Origin of the sequence: Glaciihabitans sp. INWT7 (genome assembly GCF_014217685.1) — a bacterium.
Classification (GTDB): Bacteria; Actinomycetota; Actinomycetes; order Actinomycetales; family Microbacteriaceae; genus Lacisediminihabitans.
Genome location: NZ_CP043653.1, coordinates 1,764,311 through 1,776,516, shown reverse-complemented (window position 1 = coordinate 1,776,516; position 12,206 = coordinate 1,764,311). Strand labels below are relative to the sequence as shown.

The 12,206-nt window shown below is 66.2% G+C and carries 9 protein-coding genes; 4 read left to right on the top strand and 5 right to left on the bottom strand.

The genetic code is table 11. The features are described 5' to 3' along the window. Nucleotides 1-501 precede the first annotated feature (501 nt). Nucleotides 502-1,926: a type I glutamate--ammonia ligase gene (gene glnA / locus F1C58_RS08655; protein WP_185200743.1), complete on the bottom strand. Its 1,425-nt coding sequence runs from the start codon at nt 1,924-1,926 to the stop codon at nt 502-504. Nucleotides 1,927-2,067: 141 nt separating this feature from the next. Between glnA and F1C58_RS08650 the strand changes: the two genes are divergently transcribed. Beyond that, nucleotides 2,068-2,478 (top strand): RDD family protein, encoded by a 411-nt coding sequence (locus F1C58_RS08650; protein ID WP_185200742.1) that lies wholly within the window; start codon nt 2,068-2,070, stop codon nt 2,476-2,478. A gap of 28 nt (nt 2,479-2,506) precedes the next feature. Here the strand turns inward: F1C58_RS08650 and F1C58_RS08645 are convergent, their stop codons facing one another. Further along, entirely contained in the window at nt 2,507-3,223 is a 717-nt protein-coding gene (locus F1C58_RS08645) for a DUF4191 domain-containing protein (RefSeq protein ID WP_185200741.1), read from the bottom strand. A 121-nt stretch (nt 3,224-3,344) separates the two neighbouring features. On the opposite strand from F1C58_RS08645, the gene F1C58_RS08640 reads away from it, so the two are divergent. Continuing rightward, nucleotides 3,345-4,886, top strand: a complete 1,542-nt coding sequence (locus F1C58_RS08640) for a protein kinase (RefSeq protein ID WP_185200740.1) — start codon at nt 3,345-3,347, stop codon at nt 4,884-4,886. Nucleotides 4,887-4,951: 65 nt separating this feature from the next. On the opposite strand, the gene sucB is transcribed toward F1C58_RS08640, so the two are convergent. From sucB to F1C58_RS08625, 3 genes are all read right to left on the bottom strand, one after another. Next, entirely contained in the window at nt 4,952-6,589 is a 1,638-nt protein-coding gene (gene sucB, locus F1C58_RS08635) for a 2-oxoglutarate dehydrogenase, E2 component, dihydrolipoamide succinyltransferase (protein WP_185200739.1), read from the bottom strand. Nucleotides 6,590-6,661: 72 nt separating this feature from the next. Further along, nucleotides 6,662-8,035: a dihydrolipoyl dehydrogenase gene (lpdA, locus tag F1C58_RS08630; protein WP_185200738.1), complete on the bottom strand. Its 1,374-nt coding sequence runs from the start codon at nt 8,033-8,035 to the stop codon at nt 6,662-6,664. 102 nt (nt 8,036-8,137) lie between these two features. Continuing rightward, nucleotides 8,138-9,631, bottom strand: coding sequence for a leucyl aminopeptidase (locus F1C58_RS08625; RefSeq protein WP_185200737.1), 1,494 nt, complete (start codon nt 9,629-9,631; stop codon nt 8,138-8,140). A gap of 116 nt (nt 9,632-9,747) precedes the next feature. Here F1C58_RS08625 and F1C58_RS08620 point away from each other — a divergent pair, with 116 nt between their 5' ends. Next, nucleotides 9,748-10,677: a proteasome assembly chaperone family protein gene (locus F1C58_RS08620; RefSeq protein ID WP_185200736.1), complete on the top strand. Its 930-nt coding sequence runs from the start codon at nt 9,748-9,750 to the stop codon at nt 10,675-10,677. Nucleotides 10,678-10,779: 102 nt separating this feature from the next. Next, nucleotides 10,780-12,126 carry a nitrate/nitrite transporter gene (locus tag F1C58_RS08615; protein WP_185200735.1) on the top strand — a complete coding sequence of 449 codons (1,347 nt, stop codon included), beginning with the start codon at nt 10,780-10,782 and terminating at the stop codon, nt 12,124-12,126. The last annotated feature ends 80 nt before the right edge of the window (nt 12,127-12,206 follow it).

The following is a 12,206-nucleotide window of genomic DNA, read 5'->3' as shown; positions in this document are numbered from 1 at the left end:
GATCGAGTCTCTTCGGGTGGCGTTGGGCTAGGAGTGCGCGCCCGTCGGAAATCGTCTCCTGGGGCGCTGAGGACAGCAACTCCTGTCGGATGGAGGCGCCGCAGGAGCCGAGTCACCACGCCTGGAGCCAAGTCCCACGGGCAGGCCGCGGCGGTGCCGAGTCCGACGGCGCATGGCCGGACCGGAGGCAGTGGTCGGCGCAGGGAGAGGTGATCCCCGCCCGTCCGTTGCAGACTGTTGCAACGGACCCCGCGACTGGACGGTTTGTGACGGCCGGGGTAGGCGGTTCGCAACGCCGCGGCCAGGCCGGAGCCGGGCGAGAGTCTCGGTCTACCCACAGTCCGGGAGCACCCACCCGTCAAAGACGGTCGACGGGAACGCAGAGGAGCGCACTTTCTGACGGCTGGCGGCAACGATGACATCGCGGCGTCGGCATGTGCGCCCGATTAACCCGCAAGAGCCGCACTCCCGAGGGGATGCGGCTCTTGGTCGAGAAGCGGATCAGACGCTGAAGTACAGCTCGTACTCGAACGGCGTCGGACGCTGGGCGGCCGGGATGATCTCCGCGGAACGCTTGTACGAGATCCAAGTCTGGATCAGGTCGGGCGTGAACACGTTGCCGGCGGTGAGGAATTCATTGTCGGCCTCGAGTGCGCGCAGGGCCTCCTCGAGAGAAGCGGGAACCTGCGGGATGTTCTTGGCCTCCTCGGGGGGAAGCTCGTACAGGTCCTTGTCCACGGGCTCGTGCGGCTCGATACGGTTCTTGATTCCGTCGAGGCCGGCCATGAGCTGCGCGGCGAAAGCGAGATACGGGTTGCCGGAGGCATCCGGTGCACGGAACTCGATGCGCTTCGCCTTCGGGTTAGTGCCCGTGATCGGGATGCGGATCGAGGCCGAACGGTTGCCGGCCGAGTAGACCAGGTTGACCGGTGCTTCGAAGCCGGGGATCAATCGACGGTAGGAGTTGAGCGTCGGATTCGTGAACGCGAGCACCGCTGGAGCGTGCTTGAGCAGTCCGCCGATGTACCAGCGCGCGATGTCGCTGAGGCCGCCATAGCCCTTCTCGTCGTAGAACAGCGGGGTGCCGTCACTCCACAGCGACTGGTGGGTGTGCATGCCCGATCCGTTGTCGCCGAACAGCGGCTTGGGCATGAAGGTCGCGACCTTGCCCCATTCGAGCGCCGTGTTCTTGACGATGTACTTGAACTTGAGGATGTCGTCGGCCGCGTGCACCATCGTGTCGAAGCGGTAGTTGATCTCCGCCTGGCCTCCGGTGCCGACCTCATGGTGGGCGCGCTCGAGGATCAGTCCGGCGTCGATCAGCTTGAGGCTGATGTCGTCGCGAAGGTCGGCCTGCTTGTCGACGGGGCTCACCGGGAAGTAGCCGCCCTTGTAGGGCGTCTTGTTGGCGAGGTTGCCGCCCTCTTCGACGCGTCCCGAGTTCCAGGCGCCTTCTTCGGAGTCGACGAAGTAGGAGCTGGAGTTCTGGCGCACGTCGTAACGCACGTCGTCGAAGATGTAGAACTCGGCCTCCGGTGCGAAGAATGCGGTGTCCGCGATTCCGGTGGAGGCGAGGTACTTCTCGGCCTTCTTGGCAACCTGGCGCGGGTCGCGGGCGTAGATCTCGCCGTTTCGCGGGTTGTAGATGTCGAAGATCATGATGAGCGTCTTCTCGACGCGGAAGGGATCGACGTACGCGGTGGTCACGTCGGGGATGAGCTGCATGTCGGATTCGTGAATCGACGCGAAGCCGCGGATCGACGAGCCGTCGAAGAGCTGTCCGACCGAGAAGAATTCTTCGTCGACGGTCGAGGCGGGGATGTTGAAGTGCTGCTGCACACCGGGGAGATCGGTGAAGCGGATATCAAGGAACTTGACGTTCTCGGCCTTGATGAACTTGAGCACCTCTGAAGAATCACTGAACATGTGACTTGACTCCAATGGGGTTTGGAACTGGGTACGGCGGCAAGCGCAGCCAACTGTGACGCTAGACGAAGGGAGTTTCGCCACGGTGTCGCTATTGTTTCGTGCATGTTACGTCGAGTTGGCGACCGTAGGATCTTCGGTATGGCAGAGCCCCGAACATCCGCCCAGCCCAGCGATTGGCCTGGCCGGCACTTCGGTCTTCCCGCCACCGGTCCGCGCTCGATCGCCCGGTTCGGTCGCCGTCTAGCGGCGTTCGCCATCGACGTGGCGCTGGGCGCCCTGATCTCCTACGCGTTCTTCGACTACGACCGCTGGGCCAGCCTCGCCATCTTCGCGGTGCTTCAGATCGTCTTCCTGATGCTGCTGAGCGGCAGCATCGGGCACCTTCTGCTCGGGATGCGGGTCGTGCCCCTGGCGTCCGGATGGATCGGGGTCTGGCGCCCGATCGTGCGCACAGTGCTGCTCTCCCTGCTCGTGCCGGCTCTCATCGCCGACCGGGATCGACGCGGCCTGCACGACCGGCTCGCCGGCACCGTGCTGGTCCGGCGCTAGCAGCCGGCAAGAGGCGGAGGGCCGCCTACTAGCGCGGCCGGGGCGCGCGCGCCCGCATCGGGTCGACGCCCTTGGGGATGGGAAGCTGGTTCTTACCGAGGGACGCGAGTCGGTTGCTCACTGCGTAGATCTCTGACTTGTTCAGCGAGCGCTTGAAACGCGCCATGCGCCCCGCGAGCTTGTGCAGTGGCACCGCATCGGCATCCGGGCCCACGTGAAGGAAGTGCACACTCACGTTCGGCAGGATGCGGGTGACCCGGCGACGTTCCTCGTCCAGCATCTTCTGGGTGCGGCTCTTCGGACCCTCGCCGATCAGCACGACACCGCCGTTGCCGACCGCCCGGTAGACGGCATCCTGAGTCTTGGGGCTCACGGCGACGGGCATCTCACTCGCGGTCCAGCCGCGGCGCAGCGAGCTCTTGAGCACGGCGCCGACGGCGCCGGCCTGCCCTTCGATCTGCGAATAGGCAGCGCGTTCCGCGAGTCGACCGAGCACGATCAGGAACAGCAGCACGCCACCGAGAACGCCAGCGATGATCCACAGAACGAATCCGAAGACGTTATCGACACCGGAGATCAGGAATCCTGCCACGATGCCGACGAGTATCGGGGCGAGGAACGCGAGGAGGAACCACCAGATCGCATTCGAATCGTAGCGACGGGTCATCTGGAAGACCTGGTACATCTGCTTGAGACGACCGGGCTCTTTCGCAGGTTTGGGTGCCGAATTCTGGGTGCGTGCCATGACACAAGGATACGGCCTGACCGTCGGGCTCTGCTCCCTCACACTGGCAGAGAGGAGGCAACGGGCCACAGACCGGGTCCGGGCGCGACGACGGATGACCCACGGACCGGATACTCGCTGCATGGAGACCGTCGGCGGCTATCGACTCGTGCGCAAGCTCGGTGCGGGGACGCGCGCCGAGATCCACCTCGGTCACGCAGGTACGCGGGAACCTCCCGATGGGGATCGGATCGCGGCGATCAAGGTCTACCGGCCGCAGACCGACGACGGGAGCATCGATCGCGAGATAGAGGCCCTGGCCCGGGCATCTTCCCGTCACCTTCTGGAGCTGAAGGACCTCGCGACCGGTGCGGATGGTCGGCCGTGCCTCATCCTGCCGCGACTGGGCTCCGGAACCCTCGGCCGACTGCTCGCGACGCGAGGCACCCTCGCGCCGGGGGAAGCGGTGAGCATCCTGGTGCCGCTCATTGAGGCGGTGAAGGAGCTGCATCGAGTCGGAGTCGCGCATCGGGACATCACGCTCTCTTCGGTTCTCTTCGACGATGGCGGCGCTCCGGTGCTGGCGAAATTCGGCTCGGTCGCGCTCATCGGGGAATTTCCGACAGAGGGAGACACTCCGAGCCTGACGGCGGCCGAGCTCGACGCGGATGCCGGCGCGGGCGCAGATCGGCAGGGGATTCGGGATCTGATCGGATCGGTACTCGGTCGGCTGGAGCCGGGAGCGTCCTCGGCCGCCCTTGCGACCGTGCGGCACGAACTGGCCGGGCCACCCCTGGGCGAGGAAGCGCTTTCGAACCTGATCGACCGACTCTTCGCGCTCGCTCCGGCGCTGCCGATCCGCTTCGACGAGGAGTCACCGATCTCGGTGCCGCTGCAGCAGTCGACCCACCCCGTTCTTCATCCGGGAATCCCGCTTCTCCTTCGGGAAGCCCCCGCGGAGGATCTGTCCGTGAGCCGTGAGCTTCTGCCGAACTGGGCCGCTGCCACCGAGGTCACGGACATCCACCCGCTCGCTCATCTGCGCGCACGACTGGTCACGTTCCTCTCGCCGGTTCGGATTCCCGTCTGGATCGCCGGGGGAGCGGGGATCGGAGCGTTGGTCGTCGCTCTCACCGTGATTCCGGCTGCTCATTCCGAGTCCGCCCCGGGGAAGCCGGGGTCGACACCGGAAGGTTCCCAGACGACACCGACCTCGCCCGCCTTGAGATCGCCCGGGCCGGATTCGCCGACGCCGACCCCGGATCGCACAGCGCCCATGGAGTCAGGGCTCCCGGCCGACCTCCCGTTCGACGCATCTCCGGCGCCGTCGAGATCCGCCATCGAGGGGCAGGACCCTCTCGCCGCCGCCCGCGCTCTCCTCACCGCGCGGTCGAAATGCTTCGTGGCGAGATCCGTCACCTGCCTGGACGGGGTCGATCAGTCGGGCTCGGCAGTGATCGAGGCGGACCGCGATCTCGTCCGTCGTCTCAAGAACGGGGGCAGCCTGCCGGCAGAGGCGACCCTCGAGGGGTTCACCCCGCACCTCATCCAGCAGCTGGGAGATTCGGCCATCATCCAGCTGCTCGCGACTGACGGTTCTGCGGTGAGTACGAAGAATCCGGCCCCGCTTCTGCTGGTGAGAAGCGAGGCCGGATGGCGGATCAGAGATCTTGCACTCGGCTAGCGAGAGCGCGCGACCGTGCTGCCGAGGTTTCTCAGTAGCCGAGGTTTCTCAGTAGCCGAGGCTTCTCAGTAGCCGAGGTTTCCGGCGAAATCGCCGCCTTCGAGACGGTTCTTCACGGCAACGAGGAAGCGGGCGGCGTCCGCGCCATCCACGATCCGGTGGTCGTACGACAGGGCGAGGTAGACCGTCGAGCGGATCGCGATCGCGTCGAGCCCACCGCTCGAGACGACGACCGGCTTCTTGGCGACGATCCCGGTGCCGAGGATCGCGGACTGGGGCAGGAACACGATCGGGGTGTCGAACAACGCCCCGCGTGAACCCGTGTTGGTCAGCGTAAAGGTACCGCCGGCCAGCTCGTCGGGCTTCAGCTTGTTGTCGCGGGTGCGCGCGGCGAGGTCGGCGATCTGCGCGGCGAGACCGGCGAGATCGAGAGACCCGGCATCCCGGATCACCGGCGTCAGAAGCCCACGCTCGGTGTCGACCGCGATGGAGATGTTCTCCTGGGGCGGGTACACGATCGTGTCTCCGTCGATCGTGGCGTTGATGATCGGGAAGGCCTTGAGGGCTTCCGCTGCTGCAAGCGCGAAGAACGGAAGGAAGGACAGCTTCTGCCCGGTCTTCGAGAGGAACTCCGCCTTCACCGAGTCGCGGAAGTTCGCGACGAGCGTGACGTCCACTTCGACGACAGACGTGAGCTGCGCGGACGACTGCATCGAGATGACCGCACGTTCGGCGATGACCTTGCGAAGTCGAGACATCGGAACGCTCGTGCCGCGCAGGGGAGAGGTCTCCAATGCCGGTGCGGCGACCGCGGGAGCCGAAGCGGCCGGGGCCTCCGCAGCGTCCGGTGTGGCCGAGGTCGCCGTGAGCACGTCTTCCTTGCGGATCCGTCCTCCGACTCCGGAACCGGCGATCGTCGAGAGGTCGATGCCCTTCTCATTGGCAAGTTTGCGAACGAGGGGAGTGACGTAACCCGGGTTGGCATCGACGGAAGGAGCAGCAGCGGGAGCAGCAGCAGCCGCAGGTGCCGGAGCAGCAGCGGGTGCAGGAGCAGCTTCAGCGGCGGGTGCTGGAGCAGCAGCGGGCGCCGGAGCAGCCGCGGGTGCCGGGGCTGCGTCAGGCGCCGGAGCGTCGGTTGCCTCCTGTGCCGGTGCCGGGTCGACCGCGTCGGCAGGTGCCGGGGCGGAAGCAGCAGTGGGCGCCTCGTCTCCCGGAGCGGGAGCATCGGCGGAAGGTACCTCGGCGACCGGCGCCTCCGCCTGCTGGGGGGCGGCGGGCTCAGGAGCGGGAGGGGCCTGCGGCGCTGCGGGCGCCTGCGGCGGAGCGGAGATCTGCTCGGGTGCCGCTGCGGCGACGGGCTCCGGCTGCACTTCTGAGACGGGCTGCGCGTCCTCCGGCGGTGCGGGCGTGACGGCGGCCGGGGCGGCCTCTGCGGGTGCCTCGGGGGTCGCATCCGATGATCCGGATCCGTCTCCAATGGTCACCAGGGGGGTGCCGACCTCGACGGTCTCGTCCTCCGCCACCAGGATGGCTTCGATCACGCCGGCGATCGGCGACGGGATCTCCGTGTCGACCTTGTCGGTGGAGACTTCGAGCAGCGGCTCGTCTACCTCGACGCGGTCTCCCACGTTCTTCAACCAGCGGGTCACCGTGCCCTCGGTGACACTCTCTCCGAGTGCCGGGAGGTTGACGGATTCGCTCATCAGTGATGCTCCTTTAGACCAGTTCTGTTTGTTTAGCTTAGTTCGATGACGACGCGCCTCTTGGCGCGACGCCTACATCGCGTGGAGCGGTTTTCCGGCCAGGGCGAGGAACGCCTCGCCGAGCGCTTCGTCCTGCGTGGGGTGCGCGTGGAGCAGCGGCGCGAGGTCTTCGGGGTAGGCCTCCCAGTTCACGACGAGCTGGGCCTCCCCGATGAGTTCCCCGACGCGGGCACCGATCATGTGCATTCCGACGATCGGGCCGTCGTTCACCCGCACGACCTTGATCGATCCCGCGGTGCCGATGATGTGACTCTTGCCGTTGCCGGCCAGGTTGTAGTCGTAGGTGGTGACCTTGTCGGCCCCGTACTGCTCCTGCGCCTTGACTTCGGAGAGTCCGACGGACGCGACCTCCGGGTCGGAGTAGGTGACCTTGGGGATGTTGATGTCCTCGATCACGATCGGGTTCAGCCCCGCGATCTCCTCGGCGACGAAGATGCCCTGCTGGAAGCCGCGGTGCGCGAGCTGGAGGCCGGGCACGATGTCTCCGACGGCATACACGTTCGGAACGCTCGTGAGGAGTCGCTCGTTCGTGATGACGAATCCGCGGTCCATCGTCACGCCGACCTCTTCGTATCCGAGGTTTGCGGTGGCCGGTCCGCGGCCGACGGCGACGAGCAGGAGCTCGGCCTCGAAGGTCTGGCCATCCTCGAGCGTCACGACGACGCCGTCGTCGTTCTGGGTGACGCTCTGGAAGCGGATGCCGAGGCTGAAGTTGATTCCGCGCTTACGGAATGCACGCTCGAACTGCTTGCTGATGGCCTCGTCCTCGTTGGGCACGAGGTGCGGCAGCGCCTCGATGATCTGCACGTCGGTGCCCCAGGACTTCCACACGCTCGAGAACTCGACGCCGATGACACCACCGCCGAGCACGAGCACCTTCTTCGGTACGAAGTCGAGTTCGAGCGCCTGCTCGGAGGTGATAACGCGTCCGCCGATTTCGAGGCCCGGGAGCGATCGGGAGTACGACCCGGTGGCGAGGATCACGTTCTTGCCCACGAGGGTGTTCTCGCCCACGGTGACGGTGTTGGCCGCGGTGAGGCGACCTTCGCCCTCGATCACGGTGATTCCACGGGCCTTGATCAGACCCTGGAGGCCCTTGTACTTGCTCGCGACGATTCCCTCGCGGTATGCGGTGACGGCGGCGATGTCGATTCCCTCGAAGCTCGAGGTGACCCCGTACTTCGCGGATTCACGCGTGACGTCGGCGACCTCGGCGGAGTGCAGCAGCGCTTTGGTGGGGATGCACCCCACGTGCAGGCAGGTACCGCCCAGTTTTCCTTTTTCGACGAGGGCCACGGAGAACCCCAGTTGGCTTGCTCGCAGCGCCGCGGCGTAGCCGCCGCTTCCCGCTCCGAGGATGACGATGTCGAAGTTCTGCTCAGGCACCCGGCGACTCCCTTGGGTTTCTTTGTGAGGTGTGCGTGTGTCCCGGCCATTGACAGGCCACGGACCGCGTGGCCCGATTATTTTCGGGCCACAAAGACCTTACTACGCGAGCGAAATCTCCTCAGCCAGCGCGATCAGAGTTCGCACAGCAACGCCGCTCGGTCCGGTACCGATGTAGCCGTATCCCCCTCCGGCATTGTGGGCCGGTCCAGCGATGTCGATATGGGCCCAGGGGATGCGTCCAGCCGAGGAATCCGACTGCGAACCGACGAATTCCTGCAGGAACACTCCGGCGAGGAGCATGCCTGCGGCCGTGTTGCCGATCTTCGCGTTCGCGATGTCCGCGACATCCGACTTGAGCAGGGCGCGGAGCTCGCCTGGAAGCGGCATCGGCCAGAGCTGCTCCCCGACGGTGCGCGCTGTCGCGGCGACCCGGCCGACGAGAGCGTCGTCGCCCATCACCCCGGAATATCGATCGCCGAGTGCGACCCGCTGGGCACCGGTGAGCGTCGCGACGTCGATGATCGCATCCGGAAACTCCTCACTCGCGGCGACGAGCCCGTCGGCCATGACGAGACGGCCTTCGGCATCGGTGTTGAGCACCTCCACGGTCGTACCGCCCTTCATGCGCAGCACGTCGTTCGGGCGGATGGCCGAGCCCGATGGCATGTTCTCCGCCAGGCACAACCAGGCGGTGAGGCGGATGTCGAGACCGAGCCGTGCCGCAGCGAAGACCGCAGCCATCACCGTCGCCGCACCGGCCATGTCGTACTTCATTCCCACCATTCCTGCCGGCGGCTTGAGCGACAGCCCTCCGGTGTCGAAGGTGATGCCCTTGCCGACGAGAGCCAGGTGGGAGCGCGCGGTCGTGGGGGAGTAGCTGATCTTGACCAGTCGCGGCCCGCGGGTGGAACCCTGGCCGACTCCGAGGATTCCCCCGAAATCGCCGGCGAGGAGTTCGTCCTCCGCCAGCACCTCGACCTCGACGGGGAGGTCCTCGGCGAGCTCGAGCACGGCGTCGGCGAAGCTCTCCGGGTAGAGGTCCGAGGGGGGTGCATTGACGAGGTCGCGCACCGAGTGGATCGCCCCGGCCACGATGGAAGCGCGAGAGACCAGCTCGTCATCGGCTGGGATCTCCGTGGCGATGGTGATGTCCGTCGCGGGAAGTTTCGTCTTCTCGAGGGTCGATGACCGGTAAGACGTGTAGGAATAGGCGCCGATCGCGGCCCCTTCCAGCACTGCGAGCACCTCGGCCGACGACAGCGTCGGCAGGGCGATCACCAGCGAGGTCACGCCGGTGAGCCGACGGGAAGCGGTGCCGGCCGCGTACCGCAGCGAGTCTTGCCCCGGCGTCGACGTGCCGAGGCCGACGAGCGCGATGCTGCGCGCGCTTCCGATCGCCGCCGGCACCCGCACCAGTTCGTCGACTCCGCCGGTGACTCCGATGCCGTCGAGGCTGGCCGAGAGCTCGGCGAATTCGGCGTCCTCAGTGACGAGGCGGGGCCCGTCATCCGTCGCCCGTACCCCGAGCACGAGCACGTCGGCGGCGAGCGAGAGAGGAGCGGCGGAGGAAATTTTCAGAGTGGGCAGGGTCATTGCGCCATCGTATCCGCGCCACCGGGGAAGGACTGTGCCGGGGCAGCGGTCACCTGTTCGCTCTCGGCACTAACGGGACGGGAGTGTGCGCCAACGACCGCGATTAGAGTTAAACAATGCAAAATCCCGAGGGTCTCTATGAACTGAATCCGGCCGTCATCGACGTGCCGGAGGGCCTCGATCTCGTGGCCGGCCTCACCGGCTTTGCGGATGCCGGAGCCGCCGTGACCCAATTGAGCGAGTACCTGCTCGACACGGTCGACCACCGCGAGGTGGCGACATTCGACGCCGACATCCTGCTCGACTACCGCGCCCGCCGCCCCACGATCTACTTCGACCAGGATCACCTGGCCGACTACCGGCCGCCGCGTCTCTCCCTCTCCCTCGCGACCGATGAGATCGGCCAGCCCTTTCTCTTTCTCACCGGTTTCGAACCCGACTTCCAGTGGGAGCGGTTCAGCGAAGCGGTGATGCACCTCATCGCGCGGTTCAAGGTGAAGACCACGACCTGGGTCCACGCGATTCCCATGCCGGTTCCACACACCCGTCCGATCGGGGTGACCGTCAGCGGCAACCGCACGGAACTCACCGACGCGATGTCCATCTGGAAGCCGCGCACCCAGGTGCCGGCAAACGCCCTCCACCTGGTCGAATACCGGTTGCAGCAGCAGTCGCACCCGACAGCGGGTTTCGTCCTGCTCATTCCGCACTACCTCGCCGATACGGAGTTTCCGGATGCCGCGGTGAAAGCCCTCGAATCGATCAGCGCGGCCACCGGGCTGATCTTCCCGACCGATGCGCTCCGCGAAGAGGGCCGGGACTTCCTCACCAAGATCGACAGCCAGGTGGAATCGAACCCGGAGCTCGCGCGCCTTGTCGGCACCCTCGAGGAACGCCACGACTCCTACATGGAGGGAAACCCGCTGCGGTCTCCCCTCACCGACGTGGACGGCGAACTCCCGTCGGCGGATGAGATCGCCGCAGAGCTGGAGAACTTCCTGGCCGCTCGACGCAACGGCGAAGAGCCGGAGCCGTTCTCGCTCTGACACCTCGGACCCCGTGAGACTGGGCCCCGACCTCTTGCGTCCCTGACCGCGGCGTAACACATTGGCCGGGGGTGGTTTGTCCGTGCGGGCTACAGTTGACAGGTGAATTCGCGGCGCTCCTGGCTCATCTGGGGAGTCGCCCTCTTCGCCTACGTGATCGCGGTGATGCAGCGTACCTCGCTCGGGGTCTCCGGTATCGAGGCGGCCCATCGCTTCGATGTGTCGGCCTCCGCGCTGTCCAGCCTCGCGGTGGTGCAGCTGATCGTCTACGCCGCCCTGCAGATCCCTACCGGCGTTCTCCTCGACCGGGTGGGACCGAAGGTGCTGATCGCGGCGGGCGCCGTGCTCATGTTCGCGGGGCAGACCACCCTTGCCCTCGCCCCCTCCATCGGCATCGCGATCCTGGGGCGCATCCTGGTCGGCGCCGGCGATGCGTTGACCTTCATCTCGGTCATTCGATTGCTCGCCTCGTGGTTTCGCGGGCGCATCCTTCCCCAGGTGTCCCAGTGGACGGGCAACATCGGGCAACTCGGTCAGGTGCTCTCTGCCATACCGCTGTCGCTTCTGCTGCACCGGCTGGGCTGGCAACCCGCTTTCCTCTCGGCGGCGGCACTCTCTCTCATCGCCTCCGTACTGGTGATCGTTCTGCTCTCCAACGGCAACCCGACGAGACCGCCGGCGGATGCCGCAGCGCCCGAAAGCGGGGCCGCGAACTGGCGCGGTGCGGTGCACCAGTTGCGGGAATCGCTGGCTCGCCCCGGCACTCAATTGGGCTTCTGGTCGCACTTCGTCACCCAATCGTCGGGAACGGTCTTCTCCCTGTTATGGGGGTTCCCTCTTCTCACGGCGGGACTGGGCTACTCCCCGGGCACGGCCTCCGCCCTTCTCACGCTGATCGTGGCCGCGGGAGTCGTGAGCGGACCGATCCTCGGTATCCTCACCGCGCGCTTTCCCCTGCGGCGGTCAAACCTCGTTATCGCCATCGTGGTGATGATCGGGGTCACCTGGACTACCGTGCTGCTGTGGCCGGGGCATCCGCCGTTCTGGCTCGTCGTCACCCTGGTGGTGGTGCTGGGCATCGGCGGGCCCGGATCACTGATCGGATTCGACTTCGCCCGCACCTTCAACCCGATGCGAAGCCTCGGTTCGGCGAACGGTGTCGTCAACGTGGGCGGGTTTCTGGCCAGCTTCGTCATGATGTACCTGATCGGGCTCGTGCTGGACATCCAGAACACGGCGCGCGTGGCCGGGGGAGCGGCGAGCGAGGTGTTCGCCTGGGATTCCTTCCGGATCGCCCTGCTCGTGCAGTATCTCGTCATCGGAACGGGGATGTTCTTCCTCGTGCGCGCACGGCGGCTGACCCGGGTGAAGCTCCACGCCGAGGAGGGAATAACGGTGGCCCCGTTGTGGGTTTCCCTGGTGAGGTTCTGGAGACGCAGGACCGATTAGCGGTTGTTATATAGCGACTTGGCTGAGTTGGCAAGGGTCATTGTGAATCCGTGCAATAATTGACGTAAGACCCGTTCAGG

Excerpts from the sequence above, each read along its gene's own strand:
- glnA (WP_185200743.1), bottom strand. The coding sequence starts at position 1,926 with ATGTTCAGTGATTCTTCAGAGGTGCTCAAGTTCATCAAGGCCGAGAAC.
- F1C58_RS08650 (WP_185200742.1), top strand. The coding sequence starts at position 2,068 with ATGGCAGAGCCCCGAACATCCGCCCAGCCCAGCGATTGGCCTGGCCGG.
- F1C58_RS08645 (WP_185200741.1), bottom strand. The coding sequence starts at position 3,223 with ATGGCACGCACCCAGAATTCGGCACCCAAACCTGCGAAAGAGCCCGGT.
- F1C58_RS08640 (WP_185200740.1), top strand. The coding sequence starts at position 3,345 with ATGGAGACCGTCGGCGGCTATCGACTCGTGCGCAAGCTCGGTGCGGGG.
- sucB (WP_185200739.1), bottom strand. The coding sequence starts at position 6,589 with ATGAGCGAATCCGTCAACCTCCCGGCACTCGGAGAGAGTGTCACCGAG.
- F1C58_RS08625 (WP_185200737.1), bottom strand. The coding sequence starts at position 9,631 with ATGACCCTGCCCACTCTGAAAATTTCCTCCGCCGCTCCTCTCTCGCTC.
- F1C58_RS08620 (WP_185200736.1), top strand. The coding sequence starts at position 9,748 with ATGCAAAATCCCGAGGGTCTCTATGAACTGAATCCGGCCGTCATCGAC.